This is a genomic window from Streptomyces sp. NPDC051104 (assembly GCF_040682835.1).
GTDB lineage: Bacteria > Actinomycetota > Actinomycetes > Streptomycetales > Streptomycetaceae > Streptomyces > Streptomyces cynarae.
Window position 1 is genome coordinate 636,882 of record NZ_JBFBBS010000001.1, and the last position, 23,989, is coordinate 660,870.

At 70.5% G+C, this 23,989-nt stretch carries 22 protein-coding genes, 4 pseudogenes and 1 riboswitch; of the genes and pseudogenes, 10 read left to right on the forward strand and 16 right to left on the reverse strand.

Translation table 11 applies throughout. From position 1 onward, the window contains the following. Positions 1 to 205: 205 nt before the first annotated feature. From sdhC to AB0N14_RS03135, 5 genes are all read left to right on the forward strand, one after another. A complete protein-coding gene (gene sdhC, locus AB0N14_RS03115; protein WP_103837432.1) occupies positions 206 to 586 on the forward strand; it encodes a succinate dehydrogenase, cytochrome b556 subunit in 381 nt (126 codons plus the stop codon). 5 nt (positions 587 to 591) lie between these two features. After that, positions 592 to 1,074 (forward strand): succinate dehydrogenase hydrophobic membrane anchor subunit, encoded by a 483-nt coding sequence (locus tag AB0N14_RS03120; RefSeq protein ID WP_366023986.1) that lies wholly within the window; start codon positions 592 to 594, stop codon positions 1,072 to 1,074. Between the two features lie 19 nt (positions 1,075 to 1,093). After that, positions 1,094 to 2,848: a succinate dehydrogenase flavoprotein subunit gene (gene sdhA, locus AB0N14_RS03125; protein ID WP_366023987.1), complete on the forward strand. Its 1,755-nt coding sequence runs from the start codon at positions 1,094 to 1,096 to the stop codon at positions 2,846 to 2,848. Next, positions 2,848 to 3,618, forward strand: coding sequence for a succinate dehydrogenase iron-sulfur subunit (locus tag AB0N14_RS03130; RefSeq protein ID WP_366023988.1), 771 nt, complete (start codon positions 2,848 to 2,850; stop codon positions 3,616 to 3,618). The genes sdhA and AB0N14_RS03130 overlap by 1 nt, the downstream gene beginning before the upstream one ends. Before the next feature lie 155 nt (positions 3,619 to 3,773). After that, entirely contained in the window at positions 3,774 to 4,391 is a 618-nt protein-coding gene (locus tag AB0N14_RS03135; protein WP_366023989.1) for a Uma2 family endonuclease, read from the forward strand. A 13-nt stretch (positions 4,392 to 4,404) separates the two neighbouring features. On the opposite strand, the gene AB0N14_RS03140 is transcribed toward AB0N14_RS03135, so the two are convergent. From AB0N14_RS03140 to AB0N14_RS03165, 6 genes are all read right to left on the reverse strand, one after another. Continuing rightward, the gene (locus tag AB0N14_RS03140; protein WP_366023990.1) at positions 4,405 to 4,668 is read right to left on the reverse strand and encodes a TM2 domain-containing protein; all 264 of its coding nucleotides are present in this window, start codon (positions 4,666 to 4,668) and stop codon (positions 4,405 to 4,407) included. A 271-nt stretch (positions 4,669 to 4,939) separates the two neighbouring features. After that, positions 4,940 to 5,332 carry a DUF2752 domain-containing protein gene (locus tag AB0N14_RS03145; protein ID WP_366023991.1) on the reverse strand — a complete coding sequence of 131 codons (393 nt, stop codon included), beginning with the start codon at positions 5,330 to 5,332 and terminating at the stop codon, positions 4,940 to 4,942. Positions 5,333 to 5,339: 7 nt separating this feature from the next. Beyond that, positions 5,340 to 5,726 carry a TM2 domain-containing protein gene (locus AB0N14_RS03150; RefSeq protein ID WP_366023992.1) on the reverse strand — a complete coding sequence of 129 codons (387 nt, stop codon included), beginning with the start codon at positions 5,724 to 5,726 and terminating at the stop codon, positions 5,340 to 5,342. 155 nt (positions 5,727 to 5,881) lie between these two features. Further along, positions 5,882 to 7,438 (reverse strand): ABC transporter substrate-binding protein, encoded by a 1,557-nt coding sequence (locus tag AB0N14_RS03155; protein ID WP_366023993.1) that lies wholly within the window; start codon positions 7,436 to 7,438, stop codon positions 5,882 to 5,884. Positions 7,439 to 7,585: 147 nt separating this feature from the next. Further along, complete coding sequence (locus tag AB0N14_RS03160) at positions 7,586 to 8,842, reverse strand: metallophosphoesterase (RefSeq protein WP_366023994.1); 1,257 nt, start codon at positions 8,840 to 8,842, stop codon at positions 7,586 to 7,588. 18 nt (positions 8,843 to 8,860) lie between these two features. Continuing rightward, positions 8,861 to 9,103: a hypothetical protein gene (locus tag AB0N14_RS03165; protein ID WP_366023995.1), complete on the reverse strand. Its 243-nt coding sequence runs from the start codon at positions 9,101 to 9,103 to the stop codon at positions 8,861 to 8,863. Between the two features lie 103 nt (positions 9,104 to 9,206). Here AB0N14_RS03165 and AB0N14_RS03170 point away from each other — a divergent pair, with 103 nt between their 5' ends. Continuing rightward, the gene (locus AB0N14_RS03170; protein WP_366023996.1) at positions 9,207 to 10,475 is read left to right on the forward strand and encodes a D-alanyl-D-alanine carboxypeptidase; all 1,269 of its coding nucleotides are present in this window, start codon (positions 9,207 to 9,209) and stop codon (positions 10,473 to 10,475) included. On the opposite strand, the gene AB0N14_RS03175 is transcribed toward AB0N14_RS03170, so the two are convergent. Further along, the gene (locus AB0N14_RS03175) at positions 10,378 to 11,337 is read right to left on the reverse strand and encodes a YihY/virulence factor BrkB family protein (RefSeq protein WP_366023997.1); all 960 of its coding nucleotides are present in this window, start codon (positions 11,335 to 11,337) and stop codon (positions 10,378 to 10,380) included. The genes AB0N14_RS03170 and AB0N14_RS03175 overlap by 98 nt on opposite strands. 145 nt (positions 11,338 to 11,482) lie before the next feature. Here AB0N14_RS03175 and AB0N14_RS03180 point away from each other — a divergent pair. Further along, positions 11,483 to 11,820: pseudogene (locus AB0N14_RS03180) on the forward strand (decaprenylphospho-beta-D-erythro-pentofuranosid-2-ulose 2-reductase); the annotation flags it as partial. Between the two features lie 51 nt (positions 11,821 to 11,871). Here AB0N14_RS03180 and AB0N14_RS03185 read toward each other — a convergent pair. Next, positions 11,872 to 12,453 (reverse strand): 2'-5' RNA ligase family protein, encoded by a 582-nt coding sequence (locus AB0N14_RS03185; RefSeq protein ID WP_366023998.1) that lies wholly within the window; start codon positions 12,451 to 12,453, stop codon positions 11,872 to 11,874. A gap of 164 nt (positions 12,454 to 12,617) precedes the next feature. After that, positions 12,618 to 13,631 (reverse strand): tryptophan--tRNA ligase, encoded by a 1,014-nt coding sequence (trpS, locus tag AB0N14_RS03190; protein ID WP_366023999.1) that lies wholly within the window; start codon positions 13,629 to 13,631, stop codon positions 12,618 to 12,620. Between the two features lie 204 nt (positions 13,632 to 13,835). Between trpS and AB0N14_RS03195 the strand changes: the two genes are divergently transcribed. Then, a complete protein-coding gene (locus tag AB0N14_RS03195) occupies positions 13,836 to 14,414 on the forward strand; it encodes a hypothetical protein (RefSeq protein ID WP_366024246.1) in 579 nt (192 codons plus the stop codon). A gap of 10 nt (positions 14,415 to 14,424) precedes the next feature. Here the strand turns inward: AB0N14_RS03195 and AB0N14_RS03200 are convergent, their stop codons facing one another. The 3 genes from AB0N14_RS03200 to AB0N14_RS03210 all read right to left on the reverse strand — a co-directional run bounded on the left by AB0N14_RS03200 (position 14,425) and on the right by AB0N14_RS03210 (position 17,681). Next, a complete protein-coding gene (locus AB0N14_RS03200) occupies positions 14,425 to 15,876 on the reverse strand; it encodes a glycine hydroxymethyltransferase (RefSeq protein WP_366024000.1) in 1,452 nt (483 codons plus the stop codon). Between the two features lie 40 nt (positions 15,877 to 15,916). Continuing rightward, a riboswitch (ZMP/ZTP riboswitch) is annotated at positions 15,917 to 16,006 on the reverse strand. 142 nt (positions 16,007 to 16,148) lie between these two features. After that, positions 16,149 to 17,333, reverse strand: coding sequence for a glutathionylspermidine synthase family protein (locus AB0N14_RS03205; protein ID WP_366024001.1), 1,185 nt, complete (start codon positions 17,331 to 17,333; stop codon positions 16,149 to 16,151). A gap of 6 nt (positions 17,334 to 17,339) precedes the next feature. Beyond that, positions 17,340 to 17,681 (reverse strand): hypothetical protein, encoded by a 342-nt coding sequence (locus tag AB0N14_RS03210; RefSeq protein WP_366024002.1) that lies wholly within the window; start codon positions 17,679 to 17,681, stop codon positions 17,340 to 17,342. Between the two features lie 141 nt (positions 17,682 to 17,822). Between AB0N14_RS03210 and AB0N14_RS03215 the strand changes: the two genes are divergently transcribed. Further along, positions 17,823 to 18,644: a hypothetical protein gene (locus tag AB0N14_RS03215; RefSeq protein ID WP_366024247.1), complete on the forward strand. Its 822-nt coding sequence runs from the start codon at positions 17,823 to 17,825 to the stop codon at positions 18,642 to 18,644. Positions 18,645 to 18,729: 85 nt separating this feature from the next. Here the strand turns inward: AB0N14_RS03215 and AB0N14_RS03220 are convergent, their stop codons facing one another. Continuing rightward, complete coding sequence (locus tag AB0N14_RS03220) at positions 18,730 to 20,121, reverse strand: PLP-dependent aminotransferase family protein (protein ID WP_366024003.1); 1,392 nt, start codon at positions 20,119 to 20,121, stop codon at positions 18,730 to 18,732. A gap of 46 nt (positions 20,122 to 20,167) precedes the next feature. On the opposite strand from AB0N14_RS03220, the gene AB0N14_RS03225 reads away from it, so the two are divergent. Further along, positions 20,168 to 20,674 carry a carboxymuconolactone decarboxylase family protein gene (locus AB0N14_RS03225; protein WP_366024004.1) on the forward strand — a complete coding sequence of 169 codons (507 nt, stop codon included), beginning with the start codon at positions 20,168 to 20,170 and terminating at the stop codon, positions 20,672 to 20,674. A 206-nt stretch (positions 20,675 to 20,880) separates the two neighbouring features. Here AB0N14_RS03225 and AB0N14_RS03230 read toward each other — a convergent pair. The 3 pseudogenes from AB0N14_RS03230 to AB0N14_RS03240 form a co-directional block, all read right to left on the reverse strand. Next, positions 20,881 to 21,761, reverse strand: a pseudogene (locus tag AB0N14_RS03230) (ABC transporter substrate-binding protein). Between the two features lie 82 nt (positions 21,762 to 21,843). Next, positions 21,844 to 23,085 (reverse strand): annotated as a pseudogene (locus tag AB0N14_RS03235) (ABC transporter permease subunit); the annotation flags it as partial. Further along, positions 23,063 to 23,863 (reverse strand): annotated as a pseudogene (locus AB0N14_RS03240) (aldehyde dehydrogenase family protein); the annotation flags it as partial. The pseudogenes AB0N14_RS03240 and AB0N14_RS03235, both read right to left, overlap by 23 nt. Between the last annotated feature and the right edge of the window lie 126 nt (positions 23,864 to 23,989).

The following is a 23,989-nucleotide window of genomic DNA, read 5'->3' on the forward strand; positions in this document are numbered from 1 at the left end:
ACACCAGTCCCCACCCCGGTGGCCGCCCGGCCGATGAGCCATCCGTGCTCGTTTGAGTGCCTGATTGATCACACAGGCAGGCCCCCCGTAAGCGCCGCAGGCAACCGTCGCTACCATGCTGGGGGCCGGTGGACCGTACCCGGCCGGGCCCGACCGACACGGAAAGCCGGCGCGGCCCTAGTCCCCGCTCCCGGAGGGTTCTTCCGTGCCGGCTGGAACGCTGTACCGCGGCCGGGAAGGAATGTGGTCCTGGGTGGCTCACCGAGTCACCGGCGTCCTCATCTTCTTCTTCCTGTTCGTACACGTGCTGGACACCGCACTCGTCCGTGTCTCCCCCGAGGCCTACGACAAGGTCGTGGCCACGTACAAGACACCGATCGTCGCGATTCTCGAGTACGGCCTCGTCGCCGCCATCCTCTTCCACGCGCTCAACGGCCTCCGCGTCATCGCGGTCGACTTCTGGTCGAAGGGCCCGCGCTACCAGAAGCAGATGCTCTGGACCGTCGTCGGTGTCTGGGTCGTGCTGATGCTCGGGGCGATCTACCCCGTCCTCGGCCACGCCGCTCGTGAACTCTTCGGGAGCTGAGGCGCATGTCCACCACTGAAACCACCACCTCCGGCATCGGCCCCGTCGAGGGTGCCCCGCTGTACGACGTCGACAACCCGGCGCCGGTCATCGAGCCGCCCCGCAAGCGGACGAGGAAGACCCCGAAGTCGACCCGCGGCAACTTCGAGATGTACGGCTGGCTCTTCATGCGCCTGTCCGGCATCGTGCTGGTCGTCCTGGTCCTCGGCCACCTGCTGATCCAGCTCGTCCTGGACGGCGGTGTCTCCAAGATCGGCTTCGCCTTCGTGGCCGGCCGCTGGGCCTCCCCGTGGTGGCAGGTCTGGGACCTGACCATGCTGTGGCTCGCGATGCTGCACGGCGCCAACGGCCTGCGCACGGTCATCAACGACTACGCCGAGCGGACGAACACGCGGCTGTGGCTGAAGGGCCTGCTGTACACCGCCACGGTGTTCACCATCCTGCTGGGCACGCTGGTGATCTTCACCTTCGACCCGAACATCCGCTAGGCACGGGGTTGCGAGAATCATGAAGATCCACAAGTACGACACCGTCATCGTCGGCGCCGGTGGCGCCGGTATGCGCGCCGCCATCGAGTCGACGAAGCGCAGCCGCACCGCCGTGCTGACCAAGCTCTACCCCACCCGCTCCCACACGGGCGCCGCGCAGGGCGGTATGGCCGCCGCGCTCGCGAACGTGGAGGAGGACAACTGGGAGTGGCACACCTTCGACACGGTCAAGGGCGGTGACTACCTGGTCGACCAGGACGCCGCCGAGATCCTGGCGAAGGAGGCCATCGACTCCGTCCTCGACCTGGAGAAGATGGGCCTGCCGTTCAACCGGACGCCCAACGGGACGATCGACCAGCGCCGCTTCGGCGGGCACAGCCGCAACCACGGCGAGGCCCCGGTCCGCCGCTCCTGCTACGCGGCCGACCGCACCGGCCACATGATCCTCCAGACGCTGTACCAGAACTGCGTGAAGGAGGGCGTGGAGTTCTTCAACGAGTTCTACGTCCTGGACCAGCTGATCACCGAGGTCGACGGCGTCAAGCGCTCGGCCGGTGTCGTGGCGTACGAGCTGGCGACCGGCGAGATCCACATCTTCCAGGCGAAGGCCGTGATCTACGCCTCCGGCGGCTGCGGCAAGTTCTTCAAGGTGACGTCGAACGCGCACACGCTGACCGGTGACGGCCAGGCGGCGGTGTACCGGCGGGGCATCCCGCTGGAGGACATGGAGTTCTTCCAGTTCCACCCGACCGGCATCTGGCGCATGGGCATCCTCCTGACCGAGGGTGCGCGCGGTGAGGGCGGCATCCTCCGCAACAAGGACGGCGAGCGCTTCATGGAGAAGTACGCGCCGGTCATGAAGGACCTCGCCTCCCGTGACGTCGTCTCCCGCTCCATCTACACGGAGATCCGCGAGGGCCGCGGCTGCGGTCCCGAGGGCGACCACGTCTACCTGGACCTCACCCACCTGCCGCCGGAGCAGCTGGACGCCAAGCTGCCCGACATCACCGAGTTCGCCCGTACGTACCTCGGCATCGAGCCCTACACGGACCCGATCCCGATCCAGCCGACCGCGCACTACGCGATGGGCGGCATCCCGACGAACGTCCAGGGCGAGGTCCTCGCGGACAACACCACGGTCGTCCCGGGGCTGTACGCGGCCGGCGAGGTCGCCTGCGTGTCCGTGCACGGCGCCAACCGCCTCGGCACCAACTCTCTGCTGGACATCAACGTGTTCGGGCGCCGTGCGGGCATCGCCGCCGCCGAGTACTCCCAGACGGCGGACTTCGTCGAGCTGCCGGAGAACCCGGAGGAGCTCGTCGTCGCGCAGATCGAGCGGCTGCGCAACTCCACGGGCAACGAGCGCGTGGCGGAGCTGCGCCGTGAGCTGCAGGAGACCATGGACGCGAACGTCATGGTGTTCCGCACCGAGCAGACGATCAAGACGGCGGTCGAGAAGATCGCCGAGCTCAGGGAGCGCTACAAGAACGTGGCGATCCAGGACAAGGGCAAGCGGTTCAACACGGACCTGCTGGAGGCCGTCGAGCTGGGCAACCTGCTCGACCTGGCCGAGGTCATGGCGGTCTCCGCGCTGGCCCGCAAGGAGTCCCGCGGCGGTCACTACCGCGAGGACTACCCGAACCGCGACGACGTCAACTTCATGCGCCACACCATGGCGTACCGCGAGGTGGGCGACGACGGCACCGAGTCCATCCGTCTCGACTACAAGCCGGTCGTCCAGACCCGCTACCAGCCGATGGAGCGTAAGTACTGATGGCTACCCCTGTTCTGGACAAGGCCGAGGCGAGCGCTTCGGGCTCGGCAGCGTCCCCCTACATCACGGTCACCTTCCGCGTCCGCCGCTTCAACCCGGAGGTCTCGGGCGAGGCGACCTGGGAAGACTTCCAGCTGGAGATCGACCCCAAGGAGCGCGTCCTCGACGGTCTGCACAAGATCAAGTGGGACCTGGACGGGTCGCTGACCTTCCGCCGCTCGTGCGCGCACGGCATCTGCGGCTCGGACGCCATGCGGATCAACGGCAAGAACCGCCTCGCGTGCAAGACGCTGATCAAGGACATCAACCCCGAGAAGCCGATCACGATCGAGCCCATAAAGGGCCTGACGGTCCTGAAGGACCTGGTCGTGGACATGGAGCCGTTCTTCCAGGCGTACCGGGACGTGATGCCGTTCCTGATCACCAAGGAGACGAACGAGCCTACGCGGGAGCGTCTGCAGTCGGCCGAGGACCGCGCCCGCTTCGACGACACGACGAAGTGCATCCTGTGCGCGGCCTGCACGACCTCCTGCCCGGTGTTCTGGAACGACGGCCAGTACTTCGGCCCGGCGGCCATCGTCAACGCGCACCGCTTCATCTTCGACTCGCGTGACGAGGCCGGCGAGCAGCGGCTGGAGATCCTGAACGACAAGGACGGCGTGTGGCGCTGCCGCACGACGTTCAACTGCACGGACGCGTGCCCGCGCGGCATCGAGGTCACGAAGGCGATCCAGGAGGTCAAGCGGGCGCTGATCACCCGCCGCCTCTGAGGTTGGTCGCGTACGACGCCCGAGGGCCCCGTTTCCGCTGGATACGGGGCCCTCGGGCATATGCCGCACCATCGGGTGAACGTGGCTGCAAAGGACGCACGGACGTCACCCGGCCTACGATGATGCTCTCGACACCAGCCCACGGGAGGCACCTGATGTCCGCAGCATCCGTCGAGCAGCCCTTCGGCCACGAAGAGCCGGTCAGCCTCACGACCATCGCCGACGAGATCATGGAGCGCCATCCGGGCTACCGCGTCGAGATCATCGGAGGCCATCTCCTCGTGACCCCGTCCCCGGATGCCCCCCACGCCCGCGCCCTGACCAAACTCATGCGCCCGTTCATCGCAGCCGGCCTGGACGACGGCGAAACGGAGGTCCTCCAGAACGTCGGTCTGTGGCTGCCCACCGACACCGAGGACTACGCCATCCCCGACCTCGTGGTGGTCGACGCGGACATCGACGACCACTTCGTCGAGAACAACTGCTACGACCCGGTCTGCTTCCGCCTCGTCCTCGAGGTCACGTCCAGCAACTGGAAGAACGACCTCAAGACCAAGCTCGCCGCCTACGCCGAGGCCGAGGTGCCCGTCTACGTCATCGTGGACCGCAAGCACCAGCGCCTTCACGTCCTCACAGACCCCACCGGGAACAGGTACGAGAACCATCGCCCGTACGCTCCCGGCGAGATCGTGACCCTCCCTGACTCCATCGGCGCCAAAGTCACCCTGGATGTCGAGGAGATCCTGAAGGCCGGTCAGCAGAAGCCCCGGTAGGACCCCCGCCCCGTCAGCCGCGCAGTACGCGCCCCTGCTTGTCCGTGCGGTCGTTGCTCGCCAGGAACAGGATGCCGTCGATCAGCGCCCAGATGCCGAGGCCGCCGCAGGTGAGCAGCTGGGCGATGCCCACGCCGACCGAGCCGACGTAGAAGCGGCCGATGCCGAGGCTGCCCAGGAAGATCTGCAGGATGCCCGCGACGATCTTGGACTTGTCGGAGTACGGGCGGCCCTGCGGGTCGACGCCGTAGGGAGCCTCGGGGGTGGGGACGGTCATGGGACTGCTCCTGGAAGTGCCGTAGCGGATCACGGAGAACCGGAATGATTGGCTCCGGAATGAGGCCAGGAGGGATCCCGCCGCGAAGATGGAATGAGAGATCCGACCGGGATCCGGTCGGAGATCTTCTGTCGTCGTCCCCCCTGCGAGCTGGGAGCTTAGGTAAAGAGAGCGCAAGGGCGGGAGAGGGTGTGAATGATTGTTCCTGTTCCGTGATCAAATCCGGACAGCCATCGGTCACATCAAGCGGACGCGGCTCAACTCCCGCCCACTAGAAGGCGTTACGGGCCACCGTCCACGCCACCGCCAGCCCAAGGACCAGCACCTGCGCCCGCGTGCTCAGCTGTGGCTGCCAGCGACGGCCGCGCAGCCCTTCGACCGTCCAACGGACCAGCAGGGCGAGGGCGTACGGCGAGGCGAGCAGCAGCGCCCTGTTGTCCAGCCACGCCGCGGTGACGTGACCGTGCATCAGGTCGTACACCATGCGGGTGCCGCCGCAGGCGGGACAGAGCAGGCCCGTCAGGAGCCGGAACGGGCACTGGGGCAGCAGGTGCCCGGGCTCGTGCGGATCGGTGACGTACAGGTAGCCGGCCCCGGCCGCCCCGGCGGCGAGCACCGCCAGGGGCGCCGCCGCCGGATGCCGCAGTACGGACTGGGGAGACACCGGATCCTCAGCCGCGCAGGACGCGGCCCTGGGAGTCGGTCTGGTTGCTGCCCGTCAGCAGGATGATGCCGTCGATCAGCGCCCAGATACCGAAGCCACCGCAGGTGAAGAGCTGGGCCAGGCCCAGCCCGACGTTGCCGATGTAGAAGCGCCCGACGCCGAAGGTGCCGAGGGCGAGTTGCAGCACACCGGCGACGATCTTCGACTTGTCCGAGTACGGGCGGCCGTACGGGTCGTAGCCGTACGGGGCGTTGGGGTCGCCGGTGTACATCCCGGGCGGCACGGCGCCAGGCGCATACCCGTACTGCGGATACCCGTACCCCGGCGGCGGGCCCGGGGGCTGGTTCGGGTACCCGTAACCGTAGGGACCGGGCTGCTGCGGCTGTTCGCTCAAGGACTGCTCCTGGGACCGGTTGCGGGGAGCCCCGCGAAGATACGACAAGACGAGAAATGAGCCCGGTCATCATGCCCGAGACGCCCCCGAGCGCAGAAGCCGGGGGCACCTGGAAGATCACATGTGACGGTAGGGAGATCACATGTGGCGGTGGCTCAGATCCGGTTCAGCCGCCAGAGGCGGAAGACGCCCGTGCCGTCCGACAGGTACTGGCCGCCGCCGACGTCCTCGCTGCTGACCACGTACTCCTTGCGCTGCCACAGCGGGATCAGCGGGACGTCCTGCGCCACGATCTGCTGGATGTGCTGGAAGTCGTCGGCGGTCCGGCTGCGGTCGGAGTAGCGCTGGCTGTCCAGGATCAGACCGTCGACCTGCTTGTTGCCGTAGCCGTTCTTCATGCTGTTGCCGGTGCCGACGAGCGGGGCCGTGAAGGTGTCGGGGTCGGGGAAGTCGGCGACCCAGCCGACGGCGTACGCGTCGAGCTTGCCGCTCGCGTACCGCTCCTGGAAGTCGGTCCACTCGTAGCCCTTGACGTCCACCGTGAACAGTCCGGTCGCCTCCAGTTGCCGCTTGAGGTCGGCGGCCTCCTCGGCGGCGGCGCCCCGGCCCTGCGCGTAGCCGTAGGTGAAGTGGACGGGCACGCTCACGCCCGCGGCGGCGAGCAGGGCGCGGGCCTTCTTGGTGTCGGGCTCGGGGTAGGCGTCGAAGAACGACGTGGTGTGCCCCGTGATACCGGCCGGAATCAGCGAGTACAGCGGGTCCGTCGTCCCCTCGTAGACGGTGCTGACCAGTTCCTCGCGGTTGATGACCGCGGCGATGGCCTGGCGGACACGGCGGTCGTGCAGCGGTGAGCCGGCGGAGGTGTTCAGGACGAGGTTGCGGATCTCCGCACTGTCGGCCTCGGCGACGCGCTGGCCGGGGTCGCTCGGCGAGAGGTTGGCCAGCACGGAGGGCGGCAGCTGGCGGGTGGCGACATCGACGTCCTTCGCCTTCCACGCCTTCTCCAGGGCGCCGGGGTCGGCGTAGTACCGCAGCTCGATGGGCCGACCGGTTTCCTTGACGTCGCCCTTGTAGTGCTTGTTCGGGGCGAGGGCGGCCTTCTTGTCCTTCGTGTACGACGTCAGGGTGTACGGCCCGGTCCCGTCGACACCGTTGTCGGTGCGCAGCTTGTCCTGGGGGTACTTGGTGCGGTCGACGATGGAGCCGGCGCCGGTGGCCACCTTGAACGGGAACGTCGCGTCCGGAGTGGACAGATGGAAGGTCACGGTCAGCCCGCTCGCGTCCACCGAGCGGAGGGTGTCGAGGAGGGTCGCGGGACCGACGTCGGAGTTGATGCGCTTGACGCGGTCGAAGGAGTACTTGACGTCTTCGGCGGTCATGGCGCGCCCGCTGGGGAACGTGACGTCCTTGCGCAGCGTGCAACGGTACGTCTTCAGGTCCGTGCCCACGAATTCGCAGCTCTGGGCGGCGTCCGGCACCGGTTCCACGCCGTCGGGTCCGAAGGTCAGCAGTGACTGGAAAACGCTGCTGAACAAAGCCCAGGATCCGGCGTCATAGGCCCCCGCCGGATCGAGCGAGGTGACGGCGTCCGTCGTCCCGACCGTGATGGTCCTGTTGGTGTTCTCCTTGGCCGGCAGCAACTGCCACCCGCCCACCCCCGCACCTGCCAACACCAGCACAGCCGCGAGAATCCGCATGCGAACCGATCGCATCGGCGCCCCTCCCCAGGCCCTCAGCGCACACCACTCCCCTGTGGTGAGGGTCACCTAATCACAGTGTTTCAAGTGGGGGAAGAGGCATTAGTTGAAGATGAGAGAGAACTTACCCAGGGTTGTTTCCGTCAGGTTTCGGCCAAACCTTCAGGCCTGTCGGGAGACCAGTTCGATGACCGTGATGTCCGACGGGGCGCCCACTCGCGTCGGCGGTCCCCATGCCCCCGCTCCCCGGGACACGTACAGCTGGGTGTCGCCGTAGCGGTCCAGGCCGGCGACCGTGGGGTTGGCCGCGGCCGCGACGAAGTTGCCCGGCCAGAGCTGGCCGCCGTGGGTGTGGCCGGAGAGCTGGAGGTCCACGTGGTGCCTGACCGCTTCGTGGACCTGCAGCGGCTGGTGGGCCAGGAGGACCACCGCGCGTGAGGTGTCGCGGTCGCCGAGCGCCTTGGTGAAGTCGGGGCCCTCGCCCTCGCTCTCGCCCGCCAGGTCGTTGACGCCGGCCAGGTCGAACGCGGGCAGTTCCGTGCGGGCGTTCTCCAGCGGGTGCAGGCCCAGTCGGCGTACCTCCTCCACCCACTGGTCCGCGCCCGAGAAGTACTCGTGGTTGCCCGTGACGAAGTAGCTGCCGTGACGGGCCTTCAGCCGGGACAGCGGGGCCACCGCCGGGCCCAGGTCCTTCACACTGCCGTCGACCAGGTCGCCCACGACCGCGACCAGGTCGGGCTGGGTCGAGTTGATCGTGTCCACGACCTTCTGCGCGAAGCTCCTGCCCAGCACGGGGCCCAGGTGGATGTCGCTCACCACCGCGATCCGGAAGCCGTGCGCCGCGCGCGGGAGTTTGGCCAGTGGCACCGTGACCCGCTTCACGGCGGGGCCGCGCAGGACGCCGTAGGTGCCGTAGCCCACCGTGCCGACCGCGGTCGCGGCCACCGCGCCACCGACGACCCGGGAGACGAACAGGCGCCGGGACGGGGCGGACTGTTCCTGTGGCGGCGCAGGCTCCGGGTCCGCGGGCTCCGGCTCCGCGGGTGCCCGTCCCGTCGGCACCGCTGCCGGTACCGGTGCCTTCTCCTCCGCTCGCGCCCGGCGCTCCACCAGGCGCCGCACCAGCGGTCGTACCAACTCCCCCGCCACCAGCGCCAGCAGCAGGTACAGCGTCAGCGCCATCCACAGGAAGCCGGGCCAGCCGAGGACGCGTTGCAGCCAGAACGGGGCGCCGGCGCGCTCGGCGACCAGGGCCGCGACCATCAGCACCGGTCCGGTGACGAGCAGCGCCGTGCCGGTGCGGCGGGCCGGGCCCGGCCCGCGGGTCGTGTCGCGGACCAGCCGGCGCCACGCGTACCAGTGCAGGGCGACGAGCGCGGCGAGGACGGCGAGGGCGACCAGCGCGAGGACGACGGCCACGGTGTTGTCCCCGTCCCGCTATGACGTTCGCCGCAGCGCGCGCAGTCCGCGCAACCCAATGACGCCGATGACAGTCCCAAGGACAAAGGAGACGACGGCGAGCGTCAGGTGCACCCAGAAGTACGCCGTCGGATTCCCCGCGTCGTCGAACGCGAGTCCGCTGCCGTCCTTCCAGAGGTTCTTGACGAAAGTGATCCAGATGACCCAGCTCCACACCCCGAAGGCGAGCAGGAACCAGGAGATGGGGCGGCTGAGCTTCATACCTTCAGTATCGCGGGTCGCGGGCGGCCACTCGCCCGGGGGTGCGCGGCAACGGCCGGGACGGGTCGGGACTTCACCGTCGGCGCCCGGTACCTTCGCGGTCGTGTCCGCCTTGAAGAAGATCGTCGGGCGCCGCGTGCCGGTCGCCTCCGCCGTAGTGCTGTCCCTCTCGCTCGCCGCACCCGCGACCGCGTTCGCGGCCCCCAAGACCCCGGCGGCGTCGCCCTCGGCCACCCCTCCGGCCGTCATGTCGACCGTCGGCGGCGAGCAGCTCGGCAGGCCGGGCACCCAGGTGAACCTGGGCAGCGGTGCCCCGGTGCTGCCGAAGGACGTCACCGCGCGCTCCTGGATCGTCGCCGACGCCGAGTCCGGTGACGTCCTCGCCGCCCACAACGCGCACTGGCGGCTGCCCCCGGCGAGCACCCTGAAGATGCTGTTCGCGGACACCGTGCTGCCGAAGTTCCCGGCGAGCGAGACGCACAAGGTGCTCCCCTCCGATCTGGCCGGCATGGGCGCCGGATCCAGCCTGGTCGGGATAAAGGAGGGCGAGACCTATACCGTCCACGACCTGTGGCTCGGCGTGTTCCTGCGCTCCGGCAACGACGCCGTGCACGCGCTGTCGGCGATGAACGGCGGCGTCCCGCAGACCGTGAAGGACATGCAGGCGCACGCCGAGGAGCTGCAGGCGCTCGACACGCACGTGGTCAGCCCGGACGGCTACGACGCCCAGGGGCAGGTGTCGTCGGCGTACGACCTCACCCTGATCGCCCGCTCCGGACTGCAGAAGAAGGACTTCCGGGACTACTGCTCGACGGTGCGGGCCACGTTCCCGGGCGAGACCACCGAGAAGGGCGGCAAGAAGTCCCGCGGGTCGTTCGAGGTCCAGAACACCAACCGGCTGCTGGCCGGCGACTTCGACATGACCCCGTACCGGGGCATCGCGGGCGTGAAGAACGGCAACACCACCAACGCGGGCGCGACCTTCACGGGGGTCGCCGAACGCAACGGCAAGGTGCTGCTCGTGACGGTCATGAACCCGGAGAAGCACGACCACAACGAGGTCTACAAGGAGGCCGCCCGGCTGCTCGACTGGGGCTTCGGCGCCGCCGGCAAGGTGACGCCGGTCGGCGAGCTGGTCGCGCCGAGGAGCGCGGCCACGGGCACGGACCCCAGCGGGACGCCGTCCCCCGCCGCCGCGGCCGGGGGGCCCGGCAAGCCGGTGGCGGCCTCGGTGCGGGAGGGCGGCTCCAGCGGGATGGGCGTGGCGCTCGCCCTCACGGCCGGCCTCCTGGTGCTGCTGGGCGCGGGGGCGTTCCTGGTGAACCGCCGCTGGCCGCTGCCCGATCTGGTACGTCGCCGGACGCGTCCCTGACCTGTTCCGCCTCCTCCTTGCTCTGCGTCGCCGTCCAGGCGGCGCAGAACAGCACGAGCTTGGAGGTGAAGTTGATCCACAGCAGCAGCGCGACGGGCACGCCGAAGGCGCCGTACATGCTCTTTCCTGCGACGCCCTGGATGTAGCCGCTGAGCAGCAGTTTGAGCAGTTCGAAGCCGACCGCGCCGATCAGGGCGGCGACGAGGAGACGGCGCCGCCGCGGCTCCACGCCGGGCAGCAGGGTGAGGACGTAGAGCAGAACGAGGAAGTCGGCGAGGACGGAGACGGCGAAGGCGGCGATCCGCAGCAGGACGCTGCCCCAGCCGCCCCGGTCGAGGCCGAGCTGCCCGGCCATCCAGTCGACCAGCGCGGTGGCGACGGTGGACGTGGCGAGGGTGACGACGACCGCGCCGCCGAGACCGACCAGCACCAGGCCGTCCTTGAGCGTGCGCACCAGCGGGTTCGCGGTGTCGTCCGGCAGCTCCCACACCGCGCGCAGGCAGTCCCGCATCTGGCCCACCCAGCCGATGCCGGTGAACAGCAGCACCGCCCCGGCGATCACGCCGACGGTACCGGCGTTCTGCACCAGGCCATGGATGTCGAGCTGGCTGGAGATGCCCGGGAACTGCTCGGCGATCTTCTTCTGCACGGTGTTCTGCTGGGCCTGGCTGAGCGTCGCGGCGCCGATCGCGGCGGCGACGGTGAGCAGCGGGAAGAGTGCCACGAAGCTGACGAACGTCATGGCGGCGGCTAGCCGGGTCCACTTCACGCGGTCCAGGCGTTCGTAGGAGCGCCAGGCGTGCGTGGCCATCAGGCGCGTGACCAGTGGCCCGATGCCGGGGAGTCTCTTCAGCCAGTCCATGATCGGTCCCTCCCCTCGTGAACCCGGTCTGTACCCCGGTACTCCGGTCTGTATCCGGTTTCCCCGCATCGCCCATTTCAGTGAGGACCGCACAGAGGAGAGATATGGAGAGGTTATGCCCGTTTCATCACAATGCGGTTGCAGGTTGGCGGTGCTGTCGTCGGCCGCCGGGGAGCGCGCCCGCCGCCGGGACTTCCTCCAAGGCTCCAGCAAGGCGGGGCTCGACGTGTTCGCGCAGGGTCTCGGCGACGCGCTGTACGGCACAGGCGCGCAGGTCATGGTGGTACGCCCCGCGCGGGTCCGTGCGCGCGGCACGGCGGCCCGGGAGCCGGAGCCGCTCTCCACCACGCAGGAGGAAGTCGCCACGGCGATGGAGCCGGGGCTGCGCAGACCGTCGGAGGTCGTGTGGGTCCCCGCCGTCCGCGCCTGGTCATGGCCGTCCTGCGGGACGTTCCGCGACCGCTGTTCCGGCGGTTGCCCGTCCAGCGTCTCTTTCAGGCCCCTGGAGCAGACATCCCTGGGGGCAGAGATCCCCTACAGGCTCGGCAGGGTGGCGTTCTCGGCCGGGGCGGCCGCCTGCGGCGGTACGACCGCGCTGCCGAAGCGGAACTCCCGCAGCTTGCGCCAGACGCCGTCCGCGCCCTGCTCGTACAGCGCGAAGCCCGTGCAGGGCCACTCGGCCGCGTAGTCCGCGAGCTCCTCGTACGCCCGGTCCATGGACGCGTCGTCGATGCCGTGCGCCACCGTGACATGCGGGTGGTACGGGAACAGCAACTCGCGCGCCACCGGCCCGGAGGGGTCCCGGACCTGCCGCTGCAGCCGGAAGCACGCCACGGCGCCCTCGACGACCTTCACGTACACCACTGGCGACAGGGGCCGGAACGTGCCCGTGCCGGCCAGCCGCATCGGGAAGGGTCGCCCGGCCGCCGCGACGGCGACGAGGTGCGACTCGATCGCGGGCAGATCCGCGGAGTCCACCTCCGTCGGCGGCAGCAGGGTGACATGCGTGGGAATGCAACGCGCCGCGGCGTCGCCGAAGCCCGCGCGCAGCTCCTGGATCTCGCTGCCGTGAGGCTCCGGGACCGCGATCGACACACCGATCGTTACGGTCCCCACGTCGTCTCCCTGTCGTCGTGTCGGTCGTCGTGTCGGATTCGTGCACAGCCGTCCGGCTATCGACTGTACGGCCACGACCGCCCGTCGGGCAGGCGCAACCGCAGTGATGTACAGCGCTCTTGGCCGTGGCGCGTCCGTGCGCCGGTACGCGCCGGTCCCGGCCGTCAGTGCTTGGCGGGCAGGAAGCCCACCTTGTCGTAGGCCTGCGCCAGCGTCTCCGCGGCGACGGCGCGGGCCTTCTCCGCGCCCTTGGCCAGGATCGAGTCGAGGGACTCGGGGTCGTCCAGGTACTGCTGGGTGCGCTCCCTGAACGGCGTCACGAACTCGACCATGACCTCGGCGAGGTCCGTCTTCAGCGCGCCGTAGCCCTTGCCCTCGTACTGCTGCTCGAGGTCGGCGATCGGGGTCCCGGTGAGGGTGGAATAGATCGTCAGCAGGTTGCTGACGCCCGGCTTCTGCTCCACGTCGTAGCGGATCACGGTGTCCGTGTCCGTGACCGCGCCCTTGACCTTCTTCGCGGTGGTCTTCGGCTCGTCCAGCAGATTGATCAGGCCCTTCGGCGTGGACGCCGACTTGCTCATCTTGATGGACGGGTCCTGGAGGTCGTAGATCTTCGCCGTCTCCTTGAGGATGTACGGCCGCGGGATCGTGAACGTCTCGCCGAAGCGGCCGTTGAACCGCTCGGCGAGGTCGCGGGTCAGCTCGATGTGCTGGCGCTGGTCCTCACCGACCGGGACCTCGTTCGCCTGGTACAGCAGGATGTCGGCGACCTGGAGGATCGGGTAGGTGAACAGGCCGACGCTCGCGCGGTCGGCGCCCTGCTTGGCGGACTTGTCCTTGAACTGGGTCATGCGGCCGGCCTCGCCGAAGCCGGTGAGGCAGTTCATGATCCAGGCGAGCTGGGCGTGCTCGGGGACGTGGCTCTGGACGAAGAGCGTGCACCGCTCCGGGTCGAGCCCGGCCGCGAGCAGCTGGGCGGCGGCCAGGCGCGTGTTGGCGCGCAGGTCCTTCGGGTCCTGCGGGACGGTGATCGCGTGCAGGTCGACGACCATGTAGAACGCGTCGTGGGTCTCCTGCAGGGCCACCCACTGGCGGACGGCGCCGAGGTAGTTGCCGAGGTGGAACGAGCCCGCGGTGGGCTGGATACCGGAGAGCACGCGAGGACTGTCAGAGGCCATGTTCACCATTCTCTCAGGTCCGGGGGGCCGGGCTGGAACTGGCCGGGAACAGCTGTGATCCGATCTTTCTGCGACGGTGCAACAAAGAACATGACAACTGAGGGGAGTCGCGTGCGCGGGCTCGGCGGGCTGGTGGGGGCGCTGGTGACGACGGTGGTGGCCACGGTGGTGGCGCTGGGCGGGCCGGCCGCGCCGGCGCGGGCGATGAGCAGGGACATACCCGATCTGGCGCTGGTCGTGGCGGGCGATTCGGGTCGCACGACGACCTTACGCTCGGGTGACCGGCGGTTCGCGCTGCTGTGGCAGTCGCTGGCGCCGACGGAGCCGCGGACGGAGCGGGTGCCCGAGGCATGGCAGCGGGGGCGGTATCCGCGGGCGCGGGCCACGGTGATGTGGGCACTGACCGGGATCGGGGGGTGGCCCTACACGCGGCGGGCGCCCGGGGGCGACGTGGCCATCGAGCGGCAGGACCAGGTGTTCCTGGCGGCGGACGGGACGCCCTGGGTGCGGTCGGACCCGGCGCCGGACGTGGCCGACGACGACATCCGGTGGCGGCGGGTGCCGAAGGACGTCTTCGAGCGGTTGGAGCGGGACGGGCTCTTCGGGCCCGCGCCCGCCGCGCCCGGAGGTGGTCTTCCGGACGACCTGCGCTGGGCGGCCGTGGGGCTCGGGGCGGGGCTGGCGCTGGGTGTCGGTGGCACATTGGCCGTACGACGGCGCGCGGCGGCTCAGCGGGTGGCCGAGCCGCGGCAGGAGCTCATCGATCTCGGAGAGCTCGGGTGACCGGCAGCGGTCAGCCCAGGTCGATCTCCGGGTACAGCGGGAAGCCCGCCACCAGGTCCGTCGCCCTCTGGGTGATCTCCTGGGCGACCTTCTCGTCCAGGACGTGGGCCGCCTTGGACGGGGCGCCGGACTTGGTGGTGCCCGGCTCGGTGGTGGTGAGGACCCGGTCGATCAGGCCCGCCACCTCGTCCATCTCCGCCGTGCCGAGGCCACGGGTGGTGAGCGCGGGCGTGCCGATGCGGATGCCGGAGGTGTACCAGGCGCCGTTCGGGTCGGCCGGGATGGCGTTGCGGTTGGTGACGATGCCCGACTCCAGCAGGGCGGCCTCGGCCTGGCGGCCGGTGAGGCCGTAGGAGGTGGCCACGTCGATCAGGTTCAGGTGGTTGTCGGTGCCGCCGGTCACCAGCGTGGCACCGCGGCGCGTCAGGCCCTCCGCCAGCGCCCGGGAGTTGTCCACGATCCGCTGGGCGTAGTCCTGGAAGGCCGGCTGCCGGGCCTCCGCGAGCGCCACCGCCTTAGCGGCCATCACGTGCGGGAGCGGGCCGCCGAGGACCATCGGGCAGCCGCGGTCGACCTGGTCCTTGAGGGAGTCGTCGCACAGGACCATGCCGCCGCGCGGGCCGCGCAGCGACTTGTGGGTGGTGGTGGTCACGATCTGGGCGTGCGGGACCGGGTCGAAGTCGCCGGTGAGGACCTTGCCCGCGACCAGGCCCGCGAAGTGCGCCATGTCGACCATGAGCGTGGCGCCGACCTCGTCGGCGATCTCGCGCATGATCCGGAAGTTGACCAGGCGCGGGTAGGCGGAGTAGCCGGCGACGATGATCAGCGGCTTGAACTCGCGGGCCTGGGTGCGCAGGGCGTCGTAGTCGATGAGGCCTGTGGCCGGGTCGGTGCCGTAGGAGCGCTGGTCGAACATCTTGCCGGAGATGTTCGGGCGGAAGCCGTGGGTGAGGTGCCCGCCCGCGTCCAGGGACATGCCGAGCATGCGCTGGTTGCCGAAGGCGCGGCGCAGCTCGGCCCAGTCCTCCTCCGAGAGCTCGTTGACCTGGCGGACGCCCGCCTTCTCCAGGGCCGGGGTCTCGACGCGCTGGGCGAGAACGGCCCAGAAGGCGACGAGGTTGGCGTCGATGCCGGAGTGCGGCTGGACGTAGGCGTGGCGGGCGCCGAACAGCTCGCGCGCGTGCTCGGCGGCCAGCGACTCGACGGTGTCCACGTTGCGGCAGCCGGCGTAGAAGCGGCGGCCGACGGTGCCCTCGGCGTACTTGTCGCTGAACCAGTTGCCCATCGCCAGCAGGGTGGCCGGGGAGGCGTAGTTCTCGGAGGCGATCAGCTTGAGCATCTCGCGCTGGTCGGCGACCTCTTGGCCGATGGCGTCGGCGACCCGGGGCTCGACCGCGCGGATCACGTCGAGGGCGGCGCGGAAGGCGGTGGACTCGGTGGAGAGGGGCTGCTGCTCTGTCATGTCGGCCTCCGGGCGGCGTGGCTTGAAGCGTTCACGGTTCACGGTTGGCCCAGGCGCACGGCACTCGCTCGCATCCGGGCCGCTCCCCGATGGTCGGTCCCATCCCAGCGCGCCAGTCACGGCCCGTCGATCAGCCTACCGGGCGTCCCTGCGCGGTCCCTTCCCGTGTCCATCATGCGAGCGACCAATGGGAAGGGGCACACCGCCCGCCTGGGGCCGTATAAGGGGGCCGGCCCGGCTGCGGGCGTTGCTCGGCGTCCGAGAGACCGTGTCTAGAGGATCACGTGCGGCAGGAAACGCGCGTACTCGTCCGTGACCAGGCCCGACGACTCGCGGATGCCGAGGCCCGCCGACTCGTCCTCGACGACCCAGGCGCCGAGGACGACGTGGTTGCCTTCGAAGGAGGGCAGGGGCGCCAGTTCCTGGTAGCAGCAGGGATCCTCCCGCACGACGGGCGCGGCGCCCGGCGCGTGGACCGTGACGCCCTCGCCCTCGCGGCCGAGGAGCGGCTTGGCGACGTAGCCCGTGGTGCGGGCCAGCTCCCGGGGGCCGTCCAGGTGGGCCGGGAGCAGGTTCGGGTGGCCGGGGTACAGCTCCCAGAGGATCGCGAGCAGGGCCTTGTTGCTGAGCAGCATCTTCCAGACGGGCTCGATCCACAGGGTGCTGCCGGTGCCGCCGCCGTTGTCGAGGGTGTCGAGGACGTGGCCGCCGAAGCGGTCGGTGGTGAGCCATTCCCAGGGGTACAGCTTGAAGCAGCTGCGGATGAAGCGGAGCCGGTTGTCGACGAAGCGCTCCGAGAGCGGGTCCCAGCCGATCTCCTCCATGGAGATCCAGTCGGTGTCGAGACCGGCCTGCTCGGCGGTCTCCTTCAGGTAGGCGACCGTCATCAGGTCCTCGCCGAGTTCGTCGTCGGCGGAGTGCGCGAAGTACAGCGGGCCGCCGGGCGGGAGCAGCGTGGCCTGCCTCTTCCAGGCGGCGACGAGGCGTTCGTGGAGGGAGTTCCACTGGTCGGCGCCGGGGAAGCGGTCCTCCATCCAGAACCACTGGGCGCTCGCCGCCTCCACGAGCGAGGTGGGCGTGTCGGCGTTGTACTCCAGGAGCTTCGCCGGCCCCGTGCCGTCGTAGCGCAGGTCGAACCGCCCGTACACGGAAGGGAGTTCGGCGCGGCGGTGCCAGGCCTCGGCGACCGCGGCGGCCAGGCGCGGGTCGGTGATGCCGAGGTCGGCGAAGCGATCCGTGGCGACGATGTGCCCGGCGGCGGCCAGGCACATGGCGTGCAGCTCCTCGACGACCTCTTCGAGGGCCTCCACCTCGTCGAGCGTGAAGACGTAGTAGGCGCTCTCGTCCCAGTAGGGGCGCAGGGAGTCGTCCGGGTAGCGGGTGAGGGGGTAGATCAGGCCCTGCGCCTCGACGGTCTGCTGCCAGCCGGGGCGGGGCTGGGTCGTACGGCGTTCCACGGCGGCTCAGCCGCCGGACTTGCCGTGACCGCTGCCGAAGCCGCCGCGGTCGACGCCGCCGTGGCTTCCGGAGCCGCCGGATCCCTTGCGGGACCTGGTGAAGGAACCGCCGTTGACGAAGCCGCCCTTCTTCTTGCCGCCGTAGTACCAGCCGCCGTTCACGGACGTCTTGGTGGACGTGCAGTTCTTGTCGGAGACGACCTTGTAGCCCTTGCCGAGGGTGTAGCTGTCGCGGTCGACGCAGCGCTTGTCCGGGTCCGAGGAGCAGGCGGTGAGGGCGGCGGCGAGGAGTCCCACGCCGCCGAGGACGACGGTGCCCGAGCGCAGTTGCCGGCGTGTGTCCGCCATGTTCGTTGATCCCCCGTCGAGTGAGAATTCGTTGAGCAGTCGGTGAGACTGTGCGGCAATCAGACTAGAGACCGCCGCCCTCGCGTTCACGCCTGCCCCTGTCCTCGGGATGTCTCCTACAGTCGCTCTGTGCTTGTGGGAATGGTGTGCGCGCTGGGCGCGGCGGTGTGTTTCGGTACGGCGACGGTCTTCCAGGCGGTCGCGGCGCGGGCGGCGGGCACGGGCGGTGGCGGGGACGCGGCGCTGCTGCTGCGGGCGGTGCGGCAGTGGCGGTATCTCGCGGGGCTCGCGCTGGACGGGCTCGGGTTCCTGTTCCAGATCGCGGCGCTGCGGTCGATCCCGATCTACGCGGTGGGCGCGGCGCTCGCGTCCAGCCTGGCGGTGACGGCGGTGGTCGCGGCGCGGCTGCTGCGGGTACGGCTGACCGGGAGCGAGTGGGGCGCGGTGGCGGTGGTGTGCGCCGGGCTCGCCATGCTGGGGCTGGCGTCCGGGGCCGAGGGCGACCGGGGCGGGTCGGCGGGGCTCCGGTACGCGATGCTGGCGGCGGCGGTGTGCGTGCTGGTGCTCGGGCTGGCCGGGGGGCGGTTGCCGGGGCGGGGGCGTGCGCTGGTGCTGGGGCTGGGCGCCGGGTTCGGGTTCGGGGTGGTCGAGGTGGCGGTGCGGCTGATCGACTCGCTGGCGCCGTTGGGGCTGCTCGCAAATCCGGCGACGTATGCGCTGGTGGTGGGCGGCGGGGCGGCGTTCGTGCTGCTGACGACGGCGCTGGAGCGGGGGTCGGTGACGGTCGCGACGGCGGGCATGGTGGTCGGCGAGACGGTGGGGCCGGCGGCGGTGGGCGTCGTGTGGCTGGGCGACCGCACGCGGGAGGGGCTGAGCTGGTTGGCGGTCCTGGGCTTCGCGGTGGCGGTGGCGGGTGCGCTGGCGCTGGCCCGGTTCGGGGAGACGCCGACGGAGGCCGCATAGGCTGCCTAGGGCCTCTCGTTTGCATCATGCCGGGCTCGCGGGGCCTGGCACGCACCCTGATCCGGTCTGACCCGAACGAAAGACCCTAGGGCAACGCACGGCACAGCGCCTCCAGCGCCCCCGACCACGCGTGGTCCGGTGGTGTTCCGTAGCCCACCACCAGGGCGTCCAGTGGCCGTGTGGTGGCGGACGGGTGGCGGTAGGCCGACAGACCCTGCAGTGACAGGCCCTGCCAGGTGGCCGCCCTGATCACCGACGCCTCCGTGCCCGGGGGCAGTTGCAGCACCGCGTGCAGGCCGGCCGAGATGCCCCGGACGCGTACCTCCGGGGCGCGCGACGCGAGCGCGGCGACCAGGGCGTCACGGCGGCGGCGGTAGCGCAGGCGGGCGGCGCGGACGTGGCGGTCGTAGGCGCCCGAGGTGAGGAACTCCGCGAGGGTGAGCTGTTCCAGGACACCGGTGGCCCAGCCGCCGGCCCGCTGGGCGGCCAGCACCTCCGGGAGCAGGGACGCGGGCAGGACCATCCAGCCCAGGCGCAGCCCGGGGGCGAGGGACTTGCTGGCGGTGCCCAGGTACACCACGTGATCGGGGTCGAGGTCCTGCAGCGCGCCCACGGGCTGGCGGTCGTAGCGGAACTCGCCGTCGTAGTCGTCCTCCAGGACGAGGCCACCCGTGCGACGGGCCCAGTCGACCACCGCGGCCCGGCGCCCCGGGCGCAGGGCGCCGCCGAGGGGGAACTGGTGTGCGGGGTTCAGCAGCACCGCCGGTATGCCGGTCGGGTCCTCCGTCCGCGTGCCGAGGTCGTCGAAGGGCAGCGGCACCGTGCGCAGCCCGGCCCGCTGAAGGATGTTCCAGTGCACGAACAGGCCGTACGACTCCACGGCCACCGAGCCCGCCCCACGGTCCCGCAGCACCTCGCCGAGGAGCTTCAGGCCCTGCGCGAAGCCGGAGCAGACCACGATCCGCTCCGGGTCGGCTCGCACACCCCGGACCCGGGAGAGGTAGCCCGCGAGCGCGGTGCGCAGTTCCACACGGCCGCGGGGATCGCCGTAGCCGAGGGCGTCGTGCGGGGCGGTGGCGAGGGCGCGGCGGGCGGCCTTGAGCCATGCGGTGCGCGGGAACGAGGCGAGATCCGGGGTGCCCGGCGTCAGGTCGTAGGGGAGGCGGCCGCGCTCGGGCGGGTGCGGGGCGGGCCGTTCGGGTGGCCCGGCCACCGCGCCCTCGGCCACCCGGGTGCCCGAGCCCTGGCGCGCGGTGAGCCAGCCCTCGGCGACGAGATCGGCGTAGGCGTCGGCGACCGTGTTGCGGGCGATGCTCAGGTCGGCGGCGAGCGAGCGGGAGGACGGCAGCCGGGTGCCGGGCGCCAGGCGGCCGGTGCGGACCGCGTCGCGCAGGGCGTCGGTCAGGCCCCGGCGCAGTCCCGGGCCGGTCGGCTCCAGATGCAGGTCGATGCCCAGAGTGGCCCACGTTTTCCCCATGGAAATGGACCATACTCCTGGGCTGCTTCGCTCCTAGGGTCGAAGCATGACGACGAACGAGAACACCACCACCGTTGAGTACGCCCCCGAGCACACCGCCCGCATGAACTGGGCCAAGCGCGCCCCCGAGGTCTACAGGACGATGGTCCGGCTCGACGCGGCCGCCGGGCAGGGCCTGGACCCGAAGCTGCGCGAGCTGGTGAAGATCCGCGCCTCGCAGCTCAACCACTGCGCGTTCTGCCTCGACATGCACACCAAGGACGCGCTCGCGGCGGGCGAGAGCGTGGAGCGGATCGTCCAGCTCAGCGCCTGGGAGGAGTCGCGGCACTTCTACACCGAGAAGGAGGTGGCGGCGCTGGAGCTGACCGATGCGGTGACCGTGCTGACGGACGGGTTCGTGCCGGACGAGGTGTACGAGAAGGCCGCCAAGCACTTCGAGGAGGCCGAGCTGGCGCAGCTGATCGCCGCGATCGTGGTGATCAACGCGTGGAACCGGTTCGGCGTGACGACGCGTTCGGTGCCGGGGCACTACCGGCCCGGCCAGTACAAGTGACGGCTCTCACGGCCCGCGTGTTCCGGGCGGGGCCCTGCGGGGAGCATGGAGTGGTGCGCAAAGTCGACACGTTCCGCGCAACGGCGGCGGCGACCCGGTGCGCTACCTCGACCCTGACGAGATGGCCGAGGTCGAGCACGCCGTCAGTCGCTACCTGTGCCTGTGAAACCCGGGTGCCGCGCGGCTGCGAGGCACCCGGCGTCGCACTACCCAGGCAGCCACGCCTTCCAGGTGGACTCGTGGCCACCCACTTCTTCGCCGCCTCGTCCGGAGTCAGCTTCTGATCGGCGATCATCAGGGCGACCTCGTTCTGGTCCTCCGTCGTCCAGTTGAACTTCTCCAGGAATCGCGCCGCCTTGCCGTCCTTCTTCGCGAAGTCGGCGTTGAGATACTTCTGCAGCGGCGTGTGCGGGTACGCGCAGGCGACCTTGGCCGGATCCGCGTCGCAGCCCTCCTTGTACGGCGGCAGCTTCACCTCCGTCATGGGGACCTTCTTGAACAGCCACTGGGGTTCGTACCAGTACGTCAGGAAGGGCTTCTTCTCCTTCGCGAACTGCCTCATCTGCGTGATCTGCGCCGCCTCCGAACCCGCGAAGACCACCTGGTAGTCCAGCTTCAGGTTCTGCACCAGCGCCTTGTCGTTGGTGACGTACGACGGCGAGCCGTCCATCAGCTGGCCCTTGCCGCCGCTCTCCGCCGTACGGAACAGGGAGGCGTACTTGTTCAGGTTGTTCCAGTCGGTGATGTCCGGGTGCTGCTTGGCCAGGTACGTCGGCACGAACCAGCCGATGTGACCGGTGACCCCGAGGCCGCCGCCGCGGGTGATCGTCTTCTTGTCCTCGACGTACCGCTTCTCCTGGTCCGGGTGGCCCCAGTCCTCCAGGATCGCGTCGACCCGGCCCTGGCTGAGCGCGTCCCAGGCGGGCACCTCGTCGACCTGGACGGTGTCGACGCGGTAGCCGAGCTTGTGCTCCAGGACGTACTGCGCCACGGCCACGTCGGCCTGGGCGCCCACCCAGGACTGCACGGAAAGGGTCACGGACTTCGAGCCCCCGGCGTTCGCGAAGGGCGAGGCCTGCTTGGTCATGTCGGCGGCGCCGCAGCCGGCGAGCAGCGAGCATGCGGCCGCCGTGGCGGCGATCAGCGTCGTCCTGCGGTTCAGTGTCATGTCACGCTCCCTTCGTCGCGCGTCGCTCGGTCGGCTGGGTCACCCGGTCGAGCATCAGACCGAGGCAGACGATCGCGATCCCGGCCACCAGACCGGTCGCCAGGTCGCCCTGGGCGAGGCCGAAGACGACGTTGTAACCGAGCGCACCGCCGCCGACCAGGCCGCCGATGATGACGACGGCGAGCACCAGCACCACGCCCTGGTTGACCGCGAGCAGCAGGGCCGGGCGGGCCAGCGGAAGCTGCACCTGGCGCAGCTGCTGCCCGCTGGTCGCGCCGAGCGAGCGGGCGGACTCCAGCGCCGCCGGGTCCACCTGCCGCAGGCCCTGCGCGGTGATCCGGACGACCGCCGGAAAGGCGTACACGACGGCGGCGGCCACGGCGGGGGCACGACCGACGCCGAACAGCGCGACGACCGGGATCAGGTACACGAACTGCGGCATCGTCTGGAAGACGTCCAGCACCGGGCGCAGCAGCCGCTCGAAGCGGTCGCTGCGGGCCGCCGCGATACCGGTCGCGAAGCCGACCACCAGGGTGACGGCGACGGCGGCGAGCACCTGCGACAGCGTGTCGAGGGACGGCTTCCACACACCGAGCACGCCGATCGCGGCCATCGCGAGGACGGCGGTCAGCGCGGTGCGCCAGGTGCCGATCAGCCAGGCCAGGGCGGCGACGATCAGCAGCACCGCCCACCAGGGCAGCCATTGCAGACCGGAGCGGACCGGGTCCAGGACCCAGGTGGTGAAGCGGCCCGCCCAGTCGGCGGTGCCGCCGACGACCGGGACGCCGGAGTACAGGTGGGCGGTCATCCAGTCGACGGCGCGGTTGACGGGCTCGGCGATGTTCACCGTCCAGCCCGTGGGCCGGTCGAGGCGGCCCGCCAGGCGCGCGGCCAGGGCCACGGCGACGGTGGCGAGGGCCGCGTAGGCCCAGGGGCGCGCGCTGCGCTGCTCCTGCCCGATCCGGTTGCCCGCCGCCGAGGTCACCCGGTCCAGGACGACGGCCAGCAGGACGATGGGGATGCCCGCGGCCAGCGCGGCGCCCAAGTCGACCGACGCCAGCGCCTGGTAGACGCGGTCGCCGAGGCCGCCGGCTCCGATCACCGAGGCGATGACCGCCATGGACAGCGCCATCATGATCGTCTGGTTGAGGCCGAGCAGGAGCTCCTTGCGGGCGAGCGGGATACGGGCGGTCAGCAGGCGCTGCCGTGCGGTGGCGCCGAGGGAGTCGACCGCCTCCAGCACCGAGCTCCAGGGCGATCTTCTTGACGCCCGCGGCGGCGGCCTCCGCGACCTTCGTGCCGCTGACCAGGCCGCCGGTGAAGGAGACGAGGTCCACGCCCGGGTGCTCGGCGAGCCGGGCGCCGACGGAGTGCCCGGGGCCGGTGACGATGTTCGCGACCCCGTCGGGCAGCCCGGCCTCGACCAGCAGGTCGATCAGCGCGATCGTCGTCATCGGGGTGATCTCGCTCGGCTTGACCACGAAGGTGTTGCCGGCGGCGAGAGCGGGGGCGATCTTCCAGCTGGCCTGGAGGAGCGGGTAGTTCCAGGGGGTGATCAACGTGCACACGCCGACGGGTTCGTGTACGACGACCCTGTGGACGTCCGGTGAGCCGGCGTCCACGACCCGGCCGGTGCCCTCGCCGGCGACCAGGTTCGCGAAGTAGCGGAAGGCGTCGGCGACGCAGTCGAGGTCGACCCGGCCCTCCTCGACGGTCTTGCCTGCGTCCCGGCTCTCCAGCAGGCCCAGCTCTTCGCGATCGCATACGAGAAGATCGGCGACGCGGTGCAGCAGCGCGGCGCGCTCCGCGACGGACGCGTGCGGCCACGGCCCCTCGTCGAAGGCGCGGCGCGCGGCCTCCACCGCGGCGTCGGCGTCCCGCTCGTCACCCTCCGAGACCACCGCGAACGGCGTGGCATCCGCCGGGTCGAGGACCTCGCGCGTGGCACCGGAGAGGGCCGTGCGCCACTCCCCTGCCACGTGGATCGTCTGCTCTGCCTGCCGTGCCAGCTGTCCGGCCATGATCGGTACTGCCTTCCGTTCCTGTGCGGTGCCCCCGTGTCACGCCGGTGTGCCTTCGGGAGCCCGGCGCACCTGCCCCCGGCCTGTCGATGCATGCGGGATCCGCAGCCGAAAGTACGGAGCGTC

What these genes read in the sequence shown, in the direction of transcription:
- AB0N14_RS03210 (WP_366024002.1), bottom strand. Translation starts at nt 17,681, where the DNA reads ATGGCGGACACACGCCGGCAACTGCGCTCGGGCACCGTCGTCCTCGGC.
- AB0N14_RS03165 (WP_366023995.1), bottom strand. Translation starts at nt 9,103, where the DNA reads ATGAAGCTCAGCCGCCCCATCTCCTGGTTCCTGCTCGCCTTCGGGGTG.
- sdhA (WP_366023987.1), top strand. Translation starts at nt 1,094, where the DNA reads ATGAAGATCCACAAGTACGACACCGTCATCGTCGGCGCCGGTGGCGCC.
- AB0N14_RS03215 (WP_366024247.1), top strand. Translation starts at nt 17,823, where the DNA reads ATGGTGTGCGCGCTGGGCGCGGCGGTGTGTTTCGGTACGGCGACGGTC.
- AB0N14_RS03175 (WP_366023997.1), bottom strand. Translation starts at nt 11,337, where the DNA reads ATGGACTGGCTGAAGAGACTCCCCGGCATCGGGCCACTGGTCACGCGC.
- AB0N14_RS03140 (WP_366023990.1), bottom strand. Translation starts at nt 4,668, where the DNA reads ATGACCGTCCCCACCCCCGAGGCTCCCTACGGCGTCGACCCGCAGGGC.
- AB0N14_RS03155 (WP_366023993.1), bottom strand. Translation starts at nt 7,438, where the DNA reads ATGCGATCGGTTCGCATGCGGATTCTCGCGGCTGTGCTGGTGTTGGCA.
- AB0N14_RS03135 (WP_366023989.1), top strand. Translation starts at nt 3,774, where the DNA reads ATGTCCGCAGCATCCGTCGAGCAGCCCTTCGGCCACGAAGAGCCGGTC.
- AB0N14_RS03120 (WP_366023986.1), top strand. Translation starts at nt 592, where the DNA reads ATGTCCACCACTGAAACCACCACCTCCGGCATCGGCCCCGTCGAGGGT.
- AB0N14_RS03200 (WP_366024000.1), bottom strand. Translation starts at nt 15,876, where the DNA reads ATGACAGAGCAGCAGCCCCTCTCCACCGAGTCCACCGCCTTCCGCGCC.
- AB0N14_RS03195 (WP_366024246.1), top strand. Translation starts at nt 13,836, where the DNA reads ATGAGCAGGGACATACCCGATCTGGCGCTGGTCGTGGCGGGCGATTCG.
- AB0N14_RS03225 (WP_366024004.1), top strand. Translation starts at nt 20,168, where the DNA reads ATGACGACGAACGAGAACACCACCACCGTTGAGTACGCCCCCGAGCAC.
- trpS (WP_366023999.1), bottom strand. Translation starts at nt 13,631, where the DNA reads ATGGCCTCTGACAGTCCTCGCGTGCTCTCCGGTATCCAGCCCACCGCG.
- AB0N14_RS03220 (WP_366024003.1), bottom strand. Translation starts at nt 20,121, where the DNA reads ATGGGGAAAACGTGGGCCACTCTGGGCATCGACCTGCATCTGGAGCCG.
- AB0N14_RS03130 (WP_366023988.1), top strand. Translation starts at nt 2,848, where the DNA reads ATGGCTACCCCTGTTCTGGACAAGGCCGAGGCGAGCGCTTCGGGCTCG.